Annotated in this window: 5 protein-coding genes; 2 read left to right on the top strand and 3 right to left on the bottom strand. The window is 72.2% G+C overall.

What is annotated here, in order from left to right; translation table 11 throughout:
- The first annotated feature begins 41 nt into the window (after positions 1 to 41).
- Entirely contained in the window at positions 42 to 242 is a 201-nt protein-coding gene (locus ACLJPL_RS29555) for a hypothetical protein (protein WP_411084007.1), read from the top strand.
- Positions 243 to 535: 293 nt separating this feature from the next.
- Positions 536 to 1,378: a 4'-phosphopantetheinyl transferase family protein gene (locus ACLJPL_RS29550; protein ID WP_411084006.1), complete on the top strand. Its 843-nt coding sequence runs from the start codon at positions 536 to 538 to the stop codon at positions 1,376 to 1,378.
- Between the two features lie 42 nt (positions 1,379 to 1,420).
- Here ACLJPL_RS29550 and ACLJPL_RS29545 read toward each other — a convergent pair whose 3' ends face one another.
- From ACLJPL_RS29545 to ACLJPL_RS29535, 3 genes are all read right to left on the bottom strand, one after another.
- Entirely contained in the window at positions 1,421 to 3,364 is a 1,944-nt protein-coding gene (locus tag ACLJPL_RS29545) for a BTAD domain-containing putative transcriptional regulator (RefSeq protein ID WP_411084005.1), read from the bottom strand.
- A gap of 374 nt (positions 3,365 to 3,738) precedes the next feature.
- The gene (locus ACLJPL_RS29540; RefSeq protein WP_411084004.1) at positions 3,739 to 6,696 is read right to left on the bottom strand and encodes a non-ribosomal peptide synthetase; all 2,958 of its coding nucleotides are present in this window, start codon (positions 6,694 to 6,696) and stop codon (positions 3,739 to 3,741) included.
- Complete coding sequence (locus ACLJPL_RS29535) at positions 6,693 to 17,648, bottom strand: amino acid adenylation domain-containing protein (protein WP_411084003.1); 10,956 nt, start codon at positions 17,646 to 17,648, stop codon at positions 6,693 to 6,695. Before ACLJPL_RS29535 ends, ACLJPL_RS29540 begins: the two co-directional genes overlap by 4 nt.
- Positions 17,649 to 17,731 lie beyond the last annotated feature (83 nt).

Genomic DNA, 17,731 nt, shown 5'->3' with positions numbered 1-17,731 from the left:
TACTGTTCAGCACAGAGCAGGTTGACGACAGGGGGGAAGAAATGAAGAACGTCCGCAACACCGTCGCGACGGTCACCGCCACCACTGCCCTCGTAGCACTGTGCGCGTTTCTCGGCGCCGGTACGGCGACGGCCGCGACGCCCGGCAGCCGGTCCGTGACGCCGTCCGCAGGCATCACCGTCGAAAGCGTCCTCGGCACCGCCGAGCTCGCCCATCTCAACGCCGACGAGGGCTGGCACTGACACGACCAGCGCCAAAGCCGCGCACCCGGCAGCACCGACGTGTCACCACGGGCGACTGACGACAGACGCCGGCAGCGGACGCCCCTGACCGGCGTCCGCTGCCGGCGTCTGCTGCTGAGGGCTGCTGCTGAGGGCTCCTGCTGGCATGGGGTTGCTGGTGCGGCGCCGCTGCTGAGGAGTCGCTGCTGTGGACAGGAGGTCGGCGGCGCGGCGCCGGGCAATATATTCGCGGTATATACGGGGACGGTACGGTCCGCGCCACGCAGTCAGCAGTCGAAATGACAGAGAGTGCCATGGCGCCGCCTCACGACATGTACGAGAACAGCAGGGGCCGCGGGGCCGAAAACAGCCCCGCGGCCTTGTTCCGCGCGCTGCGCGCCGGTGGCGATACGCATATCTGGTGGTGGCGGCAGCCTTTGTCCACCGATCCCGCCGATCTCGCCCTGCTGAACACGGAGGAGTTCCGCCAGGCGCTGTGTCTGCGTTCGGAACGGGACGCGGCCGCGTTCGTGCATACCCGGGCGACCGCCCGTAGAGCCCTCGGCGCACTTCTCGGCATGGCCGCCGAGGACGTCGACATCGGCCCGCCGCTCTGCCCGGCCTGCGGGGACTCCCTGCACGGGCCGACGCGACTGAGCCGGCCCGAGGTGCCGCTGGCGCTCGATCTGGCCCGGGCCGGGGGTCACACGGTCCTGGCGGCCGGGACCGGATCGGCGATAGGGGTGGACGCGGAGATGCTGCGGCCCGTACGCCAGGACGTGCTGAGCGAGTCGTGGCTCACCCCCGACGAGGCCCTCCATCTGCTGGCGCTGCCCCGGGGCCCGGTCCGGGACGCGGCTTTCTACCGGTGCTGGACCCGGAAGGAGGCCGTGCTCAAAGCGGTGGGGCACGGGGTGAACGACATCCGGCTGGACCGGATCGAGTCGTACCCGGCGGTGACGGGCGCGGTGCTGCTGCACTGTCCGGGCCCGCCCTGCACGGGCGGCCGCACCGCCTGGGTCGTACAGGATCTGGCACTGTCCACGGGCGTGGCGGCGGCGGTCGCCGAGCCCGCGGGACCGGCAGGGCCCGCGGATCCGGGTGGGGCCGCGACGCCCCGGGGGCAGGTACGGCTGCACCTGCCCGGCAACGCGTAGGGCCGCCCCCGTTCGTCGCCGCTCGTCCTCGGGGCGCAACGCTCAACGGGCTCCGGTGGGTTCGGGCTGTTCCCGATGCGCGGAGTGCTTCAGCGAACCGGCGAGGAGCAGCACCAGTTCATGGAAGCGGTAGAGCGGTCGGCCCTGGCGGTCGACGCCGCAGATGTCCAACAGGGCCCCGTCCACGAGCTGTTCGAGGCGCTGCTCCGCCGCCGCCTCCCGTGTGCCCAGATAGGTGGCCGCCCGCTGGGCGGGGAACGACTCCCCGCCGATACCGGCCAGTTGGACGAGCGTGGCCCGTGCGCGGTCGGCATCGGGCAGTTGCTGGAGGGAGGGCATCAGCGCGCCCAGCACGTCCGTGCCGCCGAAGGACATCTCCGGCAGCCGGCTCGCCGGATCGGCCAGCCGCTCCGCCAGCCGGGCCACGGGCCAGTACGGGCGGGCGGCGAGCCTGTTGCCGGTGATCCGCAGGGCGAGCGGCAGCCCCGCGCAGTAGGCGAGGACGTCGTCCGTCGCGTCGGGTTCGGCCAGCAGCCGCGCCCGCCCCACCGAAGCGGCCAGCAGGTCGAACGCCGCGCCGTCGCCGAACGGGGCGAGCGCCGTCGTACGCGCTCCGGTCACCTGTGTGAGCCGGGCGCGCCCGGTGATCAGCACGACGGCGTCGGGCGAACCCGCCAGCAGCGGGTCGAGGCGGCGGCTGTCCACCGCGCCGTCGAGCACCACCAGGAGCCGCCGGCCGGCCGTGCGCGCCCGGTAGAGGCGCAGCAGCTCGTCCAGCTCGGCGTCCCCGTCCCCGCCCCGGTCCCCGTCGCCTGCCCGGCCGCCGCCGACCTTGCCGACGTAACCGCCCAGTCCCCGCAGCAGCCCCGTGAGGACTTCGGCGGGCGGCTTCGGCCGGCCATCGGGCCCGACCAGTTCGGCGAAGAGGCAGCCGTCCGGGTAGTGGGCGGCGCTCAGGTGCGCGGCGTGCACCGCCAGCGCGGTCTTGCCGACCCCCGCCATGCCGGTGACCAGCAGGTGGCGCGGGCCCCGGCCGCCCGCCGAGTCCGCGAGCTGAGCGCGTAACGCGGCAAGTTCGGGCTGCCGCCCGATGAACTCCTCGGCGTCCGGCGGCAGCATCGAGGGCACGTCGTCGTCCTCGTATCCGGGGTGCGTGGAGTTCACGGGAGAGGCGATGGCGGCCGGAGAGGCGGAGTGGCCGGGGCGTCCCGGCCGGCCGGCAGCGCCGCCCCCGGATCCCGCTCCGGATCCCGCGCCCCGGTGACCCGCGAGCACGGCCGCGTAGGTCGAGCCGAGGGCCTCGCCGGGATCGACGCCCAACTGGTCGGCGAGCAGGCCCCGGCCTTCGTAGTAGCAGTGCAGCGCGTCGCTCTGCCGCCCGCTGCGGTAGTACGCCGTCATCAACTGGGCCCGCAACTTCTCCCGGAGCGGGAACTGCGCCACCAACCCCGTGAGTTCGGCGGTCAGTTGCTCATGCCGCCCGAGCGCGAGGTCCGCCTCGATCCGGCTTTCGAGGGCGAGCGTCCGCGCCTCTTCCAGCTGGGGGAACTCGGCGTCGGCGAGGTGCTCGGTCACGTTGGCGAGCGCGGCGCCCCGCCAGTGGCCCAGGGCCTCCGTGAGCAGCGCCTCCGCCTCGCCGAAGCGCTTGCGCCGCAGCGCCGCGCGTCCCATGGCGTCCAGCCGCTCGAACTCCAGGAGGTCGACGCTGCTGTGCGGCGCGCGCAGCAGATAGCCGGGCTGCCGACGCTCGATCGTGACGTCGTCCCCGAGCAGCTTGCGCAGCCTCGACATGTACGTGTAAATCTGCGCGCCGGACGTCGCCGGCGGCTCCCAACCCCACAGCAGCGTGTTGAGCCGGCTGTCGGACACCACACGGCCCCGGGCGAGCAGCAGAGCCGCGAGCACGGTGTGGATCTTTGAACCGGACAGCGCGACGCGCGTGCCGTCCTTGCGAGCTTCAACCGGGCCGAGGACGCGGAAGTCCATTCGGCACCCCCCGTCTGGCTAAGGCGAACGTGTGCTCGCTACGGAAGCTATGCGGGGGGCTTATTCACGGGTTATCCGTTCGCTAACGCAGGGGCCTCGGGTCTGGAATGAGCGGTGGTGGAGCCCCGCGCCGACGGGAGGCAGGCGCGCGTCGCCGTCACGGCACGGACCGGCCGGGAGGGGGGCGGCCGTCGCCGTGTTCTCCCCCCCTCCCGGCCGGTGCCGCGCGGCCGATCCCGTAACGGCGACGGCTCACCCCACGACGGCTCACCTCTCGGCGGCTCAGTCCGCGACGGCCCACCCCTCGACTGCTCAGCCCGCGACGGCCCACCCCTCGGTGGCTCAGCCCGCGACGGCTCACCCCTCCCCGCTACTCAGTCCGCGGCGGAGACCTCCAGGTCACGGCCGAGGAACGCGGCCACGGCCTTGTGGGCGTGCTTGCCGTTGTCGGAGTTGGTCAGCACCACACAGCCGTTCCCGGAGCGCAGCCGCAGCGAGACCAGCGCACGGAAGCCGGCGGTCTGGCCGCCGTGCCCGAACTCCGGGTCCGCCATCGAGCCGTCGACCACGGTCCCCAGACCGTAGAAGCTCCCGGGGAACGCCTCGGCGAGCATGACGGCGGCGGTCCGCGCCGACAGCAGCTCCGAGAAGCCCAGATGGGCCTGGCGGATCTCCACGGCCAACTGCGCGAGGTCGGCGGGCGAGGCCCACAGCCCGCTGCCCGCGAGCACCGGCCGGACCCGGTAGCCGTCCAGCAGGGCCCTGCCGTGCTGGTCGTGGCCCGTGGCGACGTCCCGGCCGGGCGCGTGCGGCTCCTCGGGCGCGAGGAAGGAGCTGTCCCGCATGCCCAGCGGCCGGAACACCAGGTCCGCCGCCAGCTCCGGGAAGTCCTGCCCCGTCACATCGGTCAGCACCTGCTCCACCATGGCCCACTGGCTGCCCGCCTTGCGGAACAGCGCGCCGGGCTCGTACTCGGCCCACACGTCGTCCAGGATGCCGGACAGCTTCGGCATGGCCTCGCCGGGCCGCCACCATGTGGCGGGGGTCTGCGACAGGCCGGCGGTGTTGGACAGGAGGTGCCGCAGCGTCAGCGGGCCGCCGCCGGCCGCCCTGGGCGCGCGGCGACCGGCCAGATAGCCGTCGACGTCCGCGTCCAGGGCGAGTACGCCCCGGTCGACGAGGCGCAGCGCGGCGAAGGCCGTGACGTGCTTGCTGATCGAACCGGCCTGGAACCGCGTCCGCAGCGTCACCGGAGCCCCGATGTCGGCCGACCGGACCCCGTACGCCTGCACGCCGACCACATGGCCGTCCTTGAGGAGCGCGACCGCGGCTCCCGGTATCCGGTGGGCCTCCATCGCCCCGGCCACATCGGGCGCGGCGGTGCGCCCTCCCGCGACAGCAACGGTCATCGGCCTGCTCGCTCCCTCTCCCTCGTCGGTGCTGGGGGTGGTTTCACTGCTCGTGCTGGTCTCGGCGTCCTCGTCCGTGGTGCCGCCCGCAGGCCCGGCGCCGTCGATCGTCAGCGCCAGGTCCTCGACGGTCTCGCTGTCCAGCAGCATCCGGAGGGTGATGTCGAGCCCGGATTTCCGGGCGGCGGCCATCACATGGACGATGCGCATCGAGTCGGCCCCCAGGTCCAGGAGCCGGTCGCGTACGCCCACGTCGGGCACCCCGAGCACCTCGGCGCAGGTCTCCACCAGCAGGCGTTCGGTCCTGGTGCGGGGCGCGACGTACTCCCGGCCGTCGACCAGCGCCGCACGGCCGGGCGCGGGCAGGGCCCTCCGGTCGACCTTGCCGGACGCGCTCAGCGGCAACGCGTCGAGCAGGACGAACACGGCGGGCACCATGTACGAGGGCAGCGCGGCGGCCAGATGGGCGCGCAGGGCGGCCTGCCCCACGGCGTCGACCGCGCCCCCTCCCTCCGCCTCCTCGACCGACCCCGCCCCGGCCCCCGCCTCTTCGGCGACCGCGTAGGCGACGAGCACCTTCTCGCCGTTGCCGTCCTCGCAGGCGACGACCGTCGCGTCCCGGACCCCGGGGTGCGACAGGAGGACCTCCTCGATCTCGCCCAGCTCGATGCGGTAGCCGCGCACCTTGACCTGGTTGTCGATCCGGCCGAGGCACTCCAGCTCCCCGTCCGCCCGGAACCGGGCCAGGTCGCCCGTCCGGTACATCCGCGAGCCCGGAGCCCCGCCGTACGGCTCCGGGAGGAACCGCTCGGCCGTCAGCCCCGGCCGGCCCACATATCCGCGTGCCACCCCGGCCCCCGCGACGTACAGCTCACCGGTCACGCCGACCGGTACGGGCCGCCGGGCGGCGTCCAGCACATAGGTGCGGTAGTTGTGGATGGGGCGTCCGATCGGCACGCTGCGGGCGTCCGGTTCCACCTCCCAGGCGGTGGACCAGACCGTCGCCTCGGTGGGGCCGTACTGGTTGACGAGCCGGTCCACCCGGCCGCCCAGGTCGCGGGCCAGCGCGGGCGGGCAGTCCTCGCCGCCGGTGATCGCGGTGAGCGGGGTGCGGCCGAGGCCGGCGGCGATGAGGAGCTTCCAGCCCGCCGGAGTGGCCTGGGCGTGGGTGATGCCCGCGGTAGCGATCAGCCGCAGTTGCGCCGACGCGTCGTGCGCCTCCTCGTCGTCGGCCAGCACCACCCGGCCGCCGGTGATCAGCGGGAGGTAGAGCTCGGTCGTCGAGATGTCGAACGACAGCGACGTGGGCGCGAGCCAGGCGTGTCCGGGGCCGGCCGCGTACCGCTCACGCATCGAGAACAGCACGTTCAGCAGGGAGAAGTGCGCGATCTGCACGCCCTTGGGACGCCCTGTGGAGCCGGACGTGAACAACGTGTACGCGAGCCGATGCCGCCGCTCCGGGTCCTTCGGGTCACGTTCCCCGGGCGGGTCGACGGCGGTGGCCGGGTGCGCCTCGATCAGCGCCCGGTCGCGGTCGAGATCGACGACCGCCCCGTCGTACCCGCCGTCGTACCCGCCGCCGAGCCGCGCCTCCAGCCCGCCCTGCGTCAGGATCAGCCCGGCCCCGGCGGAGCGGAGCATGTACGTCAGCCGCTCGGCGGGCAGCCCCGCGTCCAGGGGCAGGTGGGAGCCGCCCGCCTTCCAGATGGCGAGCAGACCGGGCAGGGTGTCCGGCCCCCGGTTCAACAGGACCCCGACCACGGACTCGGGCCCCACGCCCGCCGCCCGCAGATGGTGCGCGATGCGGTTGGCGCGGGCGTCGAGCTCGCGGTAGGTGAGGGACAGCTCCCCCACCTGTACGGCGACGGCGTCGGGGGTGGCCGCCACGGTCGCCTCGATCACCTCGTGTACGTAACGGCTCATCCCCACTCCACCTCGGTGTCGTTCCAGTCCTCCAGCACCCGTGTCAGCTCCGCCGTGGACAGCAGGGCCGCGTCGACGTCTCCGTCCGGGTCGGCCGCCATGGCTTCGAGCACCGCCCGGTACATGCCGGCCAGCCGCTCGGCGTTGGCCCGGTTCAGTCCGGTGCTGACGGCCCGCAGGACCAGCCGCCCCGGCACATTGGCGATCGAGAGGGTGAACTCGTTGGAGCTGTCCCCCGCCCCCGCCCGCACGTCGACCGTCCCGGTGTCCACCTGGTGGAAGTCCTGGTAGCGGTACATGATGTCGAACAGCCGTCGCCCGCCGGCCAGCCGCTGCACGGCGGGAAGCGGATGCCGCCGGTGGCCGTACACCTCCGCCTCGCGGTCGAAGACCTGCCGGACCAGCTCGCGCCAGGTCCTGGCCGTACGGTCGTGGGCGAACGGCAGGGTGTTGAGGTACATGCCGTAGACCCGCTCGGCCCCCGGAACCTCCGGCCGGGCGCTGTACAGCACGCCCGTGTGGAAGGCCGGCTCGTTGGTCACCGTGCCGAGCACCTTCAGGTGCGTGGCCAGCAGCACCGCCTTGAACGACGTGCCGCTGGACGTGGCCAGCGCCCGCAGGGCGGGTTCGATGTCCCGGAACTCCACCGACAGCTTGAAGTCCTCACGCGGCGCGCCGCCGTCGCCCCAGTCCTCGGGCAGCACGCACGGCGCGTGCCGGTCGACGATGCCCCGCCAGTACTCCCGGTCCTCCTCCGACTCCAGCGACTCCTGCTCGGCCGCGATGAAGTCGGCGTACCGCACGGCCGTGGGCTCCGGCCGCTCCGGCTCCTCGCCCGAGGCGTACGCGCGGTACACCGCGAGCACCTCCATCAGCAGCGACTGCTGGCTCCAGCCCTCCGTGATCGCGTGGCAGTGCGTGAAGCCCAGGTGCCACGCCTCCTCGGACTCCACGAGCGCGGAGATGCGGAGCAGCGGAGGCCGGGTGAGCTCGAACAACTCGCCCCGCTCGACGGCGATGTGCTCCCGCCGCGCCTCCGCGAACCCCTCGGCGTCCAGCCCGCGCAGATCGTGCACGTTCACCGGGATCTCGGCCTCGGCGTGAACCAACTGGAGCGGTACGTCGAAACCTTCGAGCGCGAAGGACGTACGGAGCATCTCGTGCCGCTCCACGACCGTCTGCCCGGCCCGGCGCAGGGCCTCGGCGTCGAACGGCCGCTCGTCCTTGATCCGGAACGTCGAGGTGTTGTGGTACTTGTTCAGCCCGTCGTCGGCCAACATCTCGACCAGCATGCCGAGTTGCACCTTGGAGATCGGATACGCGTCGACCAGCCCCGCCGGCAGCGCCGCCCGGACCTCCGGGGACACCAAGGCGAAGGGAGCGACGACGGCCTCGGTCACGGGTTCCGTCCCGGGGAGCGAGAGCGCGGTAGCGAGTCCGGCGACCGTACGGTGCTGGAACACATCCCGCACCCCCGCCTCGAAGCCCTCCGAGCGCAGGGCCCCGACCAGGGCGATGGCCTTGATCGAATGCCCGCCCAGATCGAAGAAGTTGTCCTCGACCCCGACCTTCTCGACCCCCAACACCCGGCTCCAGACGGCCGCGATGCGCTCCTCTGTGGGATTGCGGGGCGCGACGTAGGTGTCCTCGGGCGACGCCTCCGGGTCGGGGAGCGCGCGACGGTCGATCTTGCCGTTGGGGGTGAGGGGGAGGGCGTCGAGGCTGACGAGGGCGGAGGGGACCATGTAGTCGGGGAGGGTGGTGGTGAGAGCTTCGGTGAGCCCTTCGGTGCTGCCGACGACGTACGCGATGAGGCGCTGGTCCTCGGAGACGACGACGGTGGCGTCGGTGACCTGCGGGTGAGCGATCAGGGCGGCGCGGATCTCCCCGAGTTCGATGCGGTAGCCGCGTACCTTGACCTGGTCGTCGATCCGGCCCAGGAACTCGACCGCACCGTCACTGCGCCAGCGGACCAGGTCGCCCGTGCGGTAGAGACGAGAACCGGGGGTGTGGCTGTAGGGGTCGGGGACGAAGCGTTCCGCTGTGGCGCCCGGGCGGAACGCGTAACCGCGCGCCACCCCCGTACCACCGACGAACAGCTCACCCACGGCCCCCACCGGGACCGGGCGCAGACCCGCGTCCAACACGCGCATCTGCATGTTCGGGAGCGGCCGGCCGATCGGGACGACACCTTCCACGGCTTCGGTGAGCGGGAACACGCACGTACCCACGGTGGCCTCAGTCGGGCCGTATTCGTTGAGCACCCGACCCTCGCCCAGGAGAACCCGCCAACGTTCCACGAGACCACCGGGCAGAGCCTCACCGGCAACGACGACACGGTTCGCCAGCGCGCCGATCTGGGCGTCCGACAGCTGCCCGGACAACACCTCAAGGTGCCCAGGCGTGAGCTTCATGAACGAGAACGGGCCGGCAGCGGCCACACTCGCACCCAGCTCCGTCAGCTCCCCGTCCCACAACCACGTCCGCTGACCGGCCGCAAGCGGCGCCCACACATTCGGCACCACCAGGTCGAAGGCCACCGACGAGAACACCGGCGCACCACCCGAGCCGCTACCCACCAACTCCCGTACTGCCCAGTCCACATGATTGACCAGGCTCCGGTGCGAGACCTGCACACCCTTCGGCCGCCCCGTAGAACCGGACGTGAAGACGGTGTACGCCACCGAGTCCAGGTCGACGACCACCTCGGGAGCCGCATCCGGGAACGACGTCAGGTCGGTCCCGTCGATCCGGACCACCTCCACGTCCCCGTCGAACCGATCCGCGTACGCGCTCGACGTCAGTGCCACACTCACCCGGGCGTCCTTCACCATCCCGGCAATGCGCCCGCTCGGCAGCACCGGATCCATCGGAACGAACCCACCACCCGCACGCCACACCGCCAACAACGCCACCACCAGATCGACGGACCGATCCAGCAACACCGCCACCGACGACTCAGGGCCCACACCCCCAGCGCGCAACCGATGCGCCAACCGATTCGCCCGCACATCCAGCTCGGCGAACGACAACGACCGACCGTCACCAGCCTCCACCGCCACCGCGTCCGGCGTCGCGGTGACCCATTTCCGCACCAGCTCCGGCACCGAAACGCTAGGCACCACCGAAGCCGAGTCGTTCCACCCGGTCAGCACCCGCTCACGCTCACCACCCGGCAGGAACACCTCCCGGGCATCACCCTCCACATCCCCGGCGACCGCCTCCAGCACCGCCCGGTACATCGCCGCGATCCGCCGGGCCCCGGCCTCGCCGAGGATCCGCGGGTTCACGGTCAGCAGCAGACCGCTGCCCCGGGCCGCCACCGCGAGCCCGAACTCCGTCGCGCCCTCGCCGTCGCCGGAGTCGGCGTCCACGAGGTCGGACTCCGCCTGGGCGTCCGCGAGATCGAGGTAGCTGAAGCGGACATCAAGGAGGCGGGTGCCGTCGCCCAGTTCCCGCTGCATGACGGGCATCGGGAAGCGGCGGTGCGGCCAGAGCGCACCCTCCTGGTCGAAGACCTGGTGGATGAGTTCCCGCCAGGTGCGCGCCCCGCGTTCGTAGGCGAACGGGACCGTGTTGAGGTACATGCCGTACACCCGCTCGGCCCCCACGACCTCGGGCCGGCCGCTGGAGACGAGCCCGGTGCAGAAGGACTCCTCGGCCGTGAGCTGGCTCATCACCTTCAGGTGTGCTGCGTGCAGTACGGCCTTCAGCGAGGTCCCCGTACTGCTGGCGGCCGCGCGCAGGGCGGGAGTCAGGTCGGCGAGCGGGACGCGTACGGTGTTGGCGCTCCGACCGGGCTCCGAGTCCCCCCAGCCACTGGGCAGTTCGAACCTGGCGTGGGTGCTCAGCACGGAGCTCCAGTACGCACGGTCCTCCTCCGAGGCGAGCGAGGCCAGTTCGGCGGCCACGAAGTCGGCGTACCGCACGGCGGGGACCTCCACCGCCGGCAACTCGCCGCCGCCGCGCACCCGCAGGTAGCCCTCCACGACGTCGCTGAGGAGGGTGCGGTGGCTCCAGCCCTCCGTGATGGGGTGGCAGACGCTGACCGACAGCCACCACGCCTCGTCGGACTCGACGAGTGCGGAGATGCGGAGCAGCGGGGCGCGGGACAGGTCGAACGTCTCGGCCCGTTCGGCCGCGATGTGCGCCCGGCGGGCCTCCGCCTGCTGTTCGGCGTCCCGTCCCCGCAGGTCGTGCACGGTGACCGGGATGTCGGCCCGCGCGTGGATGAGCTGAAGAGGTACGGAGTAGCCCTCCAGGTCGAAGGAGGCCCGGAGCATCTCGTGCCGGTCCACCACGGCCTGTCCGGCCCGGCGGAGTGCCTCGACGTCGAACGGCCGTCCGTCCTTGATCCGGAACGCGGTGGTGTTGTGGTACTTGTTCAGGCTCTCGTCCGCCAACATCTCGACGAGCATGCCCAGTTGGACTTGGGCCAGCGGGAAGGCGTCGACCAGGCCCTGGGGCAGCTTCGCCCGGTCGTCGGCCCCGAGCAGTGCGAACGGTGCGACGACGGCGGACTCCGTGACGGGTTCCGTCCCGGCGAGCGCGGTGGCGAGTCCGGCGACCGTACGGTGCTGGAACACATCCCGCACCCCCGCCTCGAAGCCCTCCGAGCGCAGGGCCCCGACCAGGGCGATGGCCTTGATCGAATGCCCGCCCAGGTCGAAGAAGTTGTCCTCGACCCCGACCTTCTCCACACCGAGAACGCCGCTCCACACAGCGGCGATGCGCTCCTCGGTGGGGTTGCGGGGTGCGACGTAGGTGTCCTGGGACGAACCTTCCGGGTCGGGGAGCGCGCGGCGGTCGATCTTGCCGTTGGGGGTGAGGGGGAGGGCGTCGAGGCTGATGAACAGCGACGGCACCATGTACGCGGGCAACGAGCCGGCCGCCCAGGCCGTCAGGTCGACCGTGCTGCCGACGACGTACGCGATGAGGCGCTGGTCCTCGGAGACGACGACGGTGGCGTCGGTGACCTGCGGGTGAGCGATGAGCGCGGCGCGGATCTCGCCGAGCTCGATGCGATAGCCGCGCACCTTGACCTGGTCGTCGATCCGGCCCAGGAACTCGACCGCGCCGTCACTGCGCCACCGGACGAGGTCGCCGGTGCGGTAGAGACGAGAACCGGGGGTTTGGCTGTAGGGGTCGGGGACGAAACGCTCCGCTGTGGCGCCCGGGCGGAACGCGTAACCACGCGCCACCCCCGTACCACCGACGAACAGCTCACCCACGGCCCCCACCGGAACAGGCCGCAGACCCGCGTCCAACACGCGCATCTGCATGTTCGGGAGCGGCCGGCCGATCGGGACGACACCTTCCACGGCCTCGGTGAGGGGGAACACGCAGGTGCCGACAGTGGCCTCGGTGGGGCCGTATTCGTTGAGCACCTGCCCCTCACCCAGGAGAACCCGCCAACGTTCCACCAGCCCACCGGGCAACGCCTCACCGGCAACGACGACACGGGAAGCCAACGCCTCGATCTGCGAGTCGGAGAGCTGACCGGACAACACCTCAAGATGCCCGGGGGTCAACTTCATGAACGAGAACGGGCCGGCAGCGGCCACACTCGCACCCAGCTCCGTCAGCTCCCCGTCCCACAACCAGGTCCGCTGACCGGCCGCAAGCGGCGCCCACACATTCGGCACCACCAGGTCGAAGGCCACCGACGAGAACACCGGCGCACCACCCGAGCCGCTACCCACCAACTCCCTTACTGCCCAGTCCACATGATTGACCAGACTCCGGTGCGAGACCTGCACACCCTTCGGCCGACCCGTAGAACCCGACGTGAACACCGTGTACGCCACCGAGTCCAGGTCAACAGCCACCGCAGGAGCGGACTCCGGGAACGACGACAGATCACCGTCCACCAACACCGTCTCCACACCACCGCCGAACCGATCCACGTACGCAGCAGACGTCAGCGCCACCCCCACCCGCGCATCCGCCACCATCCCCGCGATCCGACCCGCCGGCAGCACCGGATCCATCGGGACAAACCCACCACCCGCACGCCACACCGCCAACAACGCCACCACCAGATCAACCGACCGATCCAGCAACACCGCCACCGACGACTCAGCCCCCACACCCACACCAGCAGCCCTCAACCGATGCGCCAACCGACTCGCCCGCACATCCAACTCACCGAACGACAACGACCGACCGTCACCACCCTCCACCGCCACCGCACCCGGCGACTCCACAGCCCACCGACCCACCAACTCCGGCACCGAAACCCCCGGCACCACCACCCCCGAGTCGTTCCACCCGGTCAGCACCCGCTCACGCTCACCACCCGGCAGGAACACCTCCCGGGCATCACCCTCCACATCCCCGGCCATCGACTCCAGGACCGACCGGTACATCGCCGCGAGGCGGTCCGTGCCCTCGCGGCCGATGAAGTGGCGGTTGGCGGTGATCACCAGGAAGCCGGCGCGGGTCGAGACGCCCAGCGGGAATTCGGTCGGGCTGTCGTCGATGGTGGCCGGGTAGTCGACCAGGTCCTGGTCGACCTGGCGGAAGTTCTGGTAGCTGAAGCGGACGTTGACGAGGCGGTCGCCGGCGTTCAGCTCGCGTTGCATGACGCCCAGCGGGAAGCGCCGGTGCGGCCACACGTCGATCTCCTGGTCGAAGACCTGGCGTACCAGCTCGATCCAGGTCGCCGCTCCCCGACTGAAGGCGAACGGCAGGGGGTTGAGGTAGACGCCGTACACCCGCTCGGCTCCCACCGCCTCGGGGCGGGCGTTGGTGACCAGGCCCGTGAAGAAGGACTCATCTGCCGTGAGCTGGCTCATCACCTTGAGGTGCGCCGCGTGCAGCACGCTCTTGATCGGCACCTTCGCCTTCGCGGCGAGGGTGCGCAGTCCGGCGTCCAGGTCGTGGTAGGGGACCCAGGCGCGGTGCAGGCCGCGCGGGGTGGTCGCGGGGTCGTCGCCCCAGCCGGCGGGCAGCTCGAAGGAGGCGTTGTTCTCCAGGATGGACCGCCAGTAGGCGCGGTCGTCGTCCCCGGCCAGGGAGACGAGTTCGGCGGCGACGAAGTCCGCGTACCGTACGGCGGCGGGTGCGGGCTCCTCGACCGGGCGGCCGTCGCGCAGGGCGCGGTAGACGGTGGCCAGCTCCATCAGCAGCGAGTGGTGGCTCCATCCCTCCAGCACGGCGTGGCACTCGGTGAGGGTCAGCCACCAGGAGCCGTCGTCGCAGGCGTGGCCGGTGAAGCGGATGAGCGGGGCCCGGGTCAGGTCGAAGAGTTGGGTGCGCTCCTGCGCCATGTACGCCCGGAGCGACGCCTCGACCGCCGCGCCGTCCAGGCCGCGCAGGTCGCGTGCGGCGACCGGTGAGGTGACGTCGGACGGGGCGTGGACGAGCTGGAGGGGTACGGAGTAGCCCTCGATGGCGAAGGAGGAGCGCAGGATCTCGTGACGGGCCAGCACGGTGTCCACGGTCTGCTGGAGCAGTGCGGGCTCGAAGGGCCGGTCGTCGAGGATCCGGAAGCAGGTCGCGTTGTGGTAGTGGTTGCGGCCGTCGTCGGCGAGCATCTCGACGACCATCCCCAGCTGCACCTGGGCCAGCGGGTAGGCGTCGACCAGGCCCGCGGGCAGCCGGTCCAGGTCTTCCTGGGCGAGCAGGGAGAACGGTTCGGCCGGGGGTTCGGCCTTGGCCGGGGCGGGGCGGCCGGTGGCGAAGGCGACCAGTTCGGCGGGGGTGCGGTGCTCGAAGACGTCGCGGACCGTCACGTCGTACTCGCTGTCGCGCAGCGCGCCGACGAGGGCGACCGCGCGCAGGGAGTCGCCGCCCAGGTCGAAGAAGTTGTCCTCGACGCCGACCTGTTCGACGCCGAGGACCTCGCGCCAGACGGCGACCATCTCCTCCTCGGCCGCGGTGCGCGGGGCGACCCGGGCGGCCTCCACGCCGAGGGCGGTGCGGTCGGGGGCGGGCAGGGCGGCCTGGTCCAGCTTTCCGTTGACGGTCAGCGGGATCTTCCCGACGACCAGGAACGCCGTGGGGATCATGTAGTCGGGGAGCGAACGGGCCAGCAGGGTGCGTAGTTCGCTGGGGGCGGCGACGGCGTCGCTGGTGGGGACGATGTAGGCGACCAGCCGGCGGTCTCCGGGGGTGTCCTCGCGGGCGACGACGACGGCGTCCCGTACCCGGGGGTGGGCGGTCAACGCGGCCTTGATCTCGCCGAGTTCGATGCGGTGGCCGCGGATCTTGACCTGGTGGTCGATGCGGCCCAGGTAGTCCAGGCCGCCGTCCGGGCGCCTGCTCGCGAGGTCGCCGCTGCGGTACAGCCGGGTGCCCGGGGCCCCGTAGGGGTCGGGGACGAAGCGTTCGGCGGTCAGGGCCGGGCGGTTGAGGTACATGAGGGCGACGCCGGGGCCGCCGACGTGGATCTCGCCGGGTACGCCGATGGGGACCTGCTCCCCGTGCGGGCCGAGCAGGTGCACCTGGAGGTCGCGGAGCGGGGCGCCGATGGCGTTGCCGGTGTCGGCCTCCAGGTCGGCGGCGGTGAGCAGGTGGTACGTGGTGTGGACGCAGGTCTCCGTGATCCCGTACAGGTTGGCCAGTTCGGTCTGTTCCAGGCTGCGGCGCTCGACCCAGGGCTTGAGCCCGGGTATGTCCAGGCGTTCGCCGCCGAACATGACGACCCGCAGGGCGAGTTCGTCGATCAGGGTGTTTCCGTCCGCCGCCAGGGAGACGAGACTGCGGAAGGCGGACGGGGTCTGGTTGAGCGCGGTGACCCGCTGGTCGGCGAGCAGCCGCAGGAACTCCTCCGGGGCCCGGGCCACGTCCGGCGGGACGACGACGAGCCGGCCGCCGTAGGCGAGGGCGCCCCAGATCTCCCAGACCGACATGTCGAAGGCGTAGGAGTGGAAGAACGTCCAGACGTCGCTCTCGTCGAAGCCGAAGTGCTCCTCGGTCGACGTGAGCAGGCGCAGCACGTTGGCGTGGGTGAGGCCGACGCCCTTGGGGCGGCCGGTGGAGCCGGAGGTGTAGATGGTGTAGATGAGGTCGTCGGGCACCGCGCCGGAGACGGGGTTGCCGTCGGGGGCGGCGTCGAGGGCCGCCACGACGTCCGGGGCGTCCAGGACGACGAGTGCGCCGTCCACGATGTCCGTGAGGTGGGCGGCGTGGGCGGAGGTGGTGATCACGATCCGGGCGTCGGCGTCCTTGAGGGAGTAGCCGATGCGGTCGACGGGGTGCTCGGGGTCCAGCGGCAAATAGGCGGCACCGGACTTGAGCACCGCGAGCAGGACCGGCACCAGGTCGAGGTCGCGGTCCATGCTGACGCCGACGAGCCGCCCGGGACCGGCCCCGAGGGCGCGGAGGTGGTGGGCGAGCCGGTTGGCGCGGGCGTTGAGCGCGCCGTAGCTCAGCCGCTGGCCGCCGAGGACGAGTGCGATGGCGTCGGGGGCGGCGGCGGCCCGGTCCTCGACGAGCTCGTGGACGCAGCGCTCGGGGGCGTCGAAGAGGTGCGGTTCGGGCAGCAGGACGGCCAGGTCGGACGCGTCCAGCAGGTCGAGGCGGGAGAGCCGCCGGTCCGGGTCGGCGACGGCGGACTCGACGAGGCTCACGAAGTGCCGGGCCAGGCGCTCGGCGGTGGACCGGTCGTACAGGGCGGTGCTGTATTCGAGCGTGCCCGCCACGGAACCGTCCTCGGCCTCGCCCAGCTGGAGGCTGAGGTCGAAGCGCGAGACCCGCGAGGTGGCGCGCAGGGCCTCCGCCTCGACGCCGGGCAGCCGGAAGTCACGGGTGCGTTCCCGGTGCATGGTGAACGCCACCTGGGCCAGGGGCGTGCGGGACATGTCCCGTACCGGCACGAGTTCGTCCGCGAGCCGCGCGAACGGGTACTCCTGGTCGTCGAAGGCGTCGAGCACGGTCTCCCGCGCGCCGATGAGCAGGTCCCGGAAGGTCGGGTCGCCCTGCCAACGCCCGCGTAGGACGAGGGTGTTGATGCCGTAGCCGATGAGCTGTTCCAGCTCGGGGCGGCTGCGGCCGGACACCACGGTGCCGACCGGGACGTCGGTGCGCCCCGTGTAGCGGGTGAGGAGGGCCTGATAGCCGGCCAGCAGCGTCTGGAACGGGGTGGCCCCGTGCTCGGAGCCGAGGGCGCGCAGCTTCTCGGCGGTCGCGGCCGGGATGACCACGGGCACCGCGTCGCCGTCGTAGCTGCGGGTGGCCGGGCGGCGGCGGTCGGTGGGGACTTCCAGCGGGGTGCTGCCGGCCAGCCGGTCGCGCCAGTGGTCGAGCTGCTTGCGCAGGTCGTCGCCGGCGAGGCGGGAGTGCTGCCAGGCGGCGTAGTCGGCGTACTGCACGGCCAGCGGGGCGAGCGGCGACGGCTTGCCCTGGGCGAACGCCTCGTACACGGCGGAGAGTTCGGACAGGAACAGGCCCACGGACCACTCGTCGCACGCGACGTGGTGGAAGACCACGACCAGCAGGTGGTGGTCGTCGGCGATCCGGATGAGCCGGGCCCGCAGCGGCGAGCCGTTCTCCAGGTCGAAGGGGCGGCCCGGCTCGGCCTCGGCCAGCGCGAGGGCCCGCCGTTCCCGCTCGGCCGCGTCCGCCGTGCCCGTGAGGTCGTCGACCGGCAGCACGAAGGGGGCGGGAGGGTCGATCAGCTGGACGGGCTCGGCCCCTTCGAGGCGGTAGCGCGTACGCAGGATCTCGTGGCGGGCCACCAGCTCCTCGAAGCCGCGCCGCAGCACCTCGGTGTCGAGCGCCCCGCGCAGCCGCAGGCCGACCGGGACGCTGTACTCCCAGCTGTCCGGGTCCAGCCGGCTCAGGAACCACATCTGCTGCTGACCGTGGGAGAGCGCCAGCGGGCCGCCCCGGTCGACCGGAACCACCGCGGCCCGCCGGCCGCTACGGCCTCCGGCGAGCCGGGCGCGCACCATCTCCTCGCGCCTCTCCTCGGCCTGTCCGTCCGTGCGAACTTCGCCAGTACTCATGCTGAGCGCCCCTCCCGACCTTTCCGTACGTCTCACTGGGTGTCCTGCGTCGTGCAGCCCGCCGGCCGCGCCGGCGGGGGCGG

Source organism: Streptomyces sp. cmx-18-6, assembly GCF_046548915.1.
Lineage (GTDB): Bacteria > Actinomycetota > Actinomycetes > Streptomycetales > Streptomycetaceae > Streptomyces.
The sequence above is the reverse complement of the archived record's forward strand: the minus strand, read 5'-3'. Positions and strand labels throughout refer to the sequence as shown.

Excerpts from the sequence above, each read along its gene's own strand:
- ACLJPL_RS29550 (WP_411084006.1), top strand. The coding sequence starts at position 536 with ATGGCGCCGCCTCACGACATGTACGAGAACAGCAGGGGCCGCGGGGCC.
- ACLJPL_RS29535 (WP_411084003.1), bottom strand. The coding sequence starts at position 17,648 with ATGAGTACTGGCGAAGTTCGCACGGACGGACAGGCCGAGGAGAGGCGC.
- ACLJPL_RS29540 (WP_411084004.1), bottom strand. The coding sequence starts at position 6,696 with ATGAGCCGTTACGTACACGAGGTGATCGAGGCGACCGTGGCGGCCACC.
- ACLJPL_RS29555 (WP_411084007.1), top strand. The coding sequence starts at position 42 with ATGAAGAACGTCCGCAACACCGTCGCGACGGTCACCGCCACCACTGCC.
- ACLJPL_RS29545 (WP_411084005.1), bottom strand. The coding sequence starts at position 3,364 with ATGGACTTCCGCGTCCTCGGCCCGGTTGAAGCTCGCAAGGACGGCACG.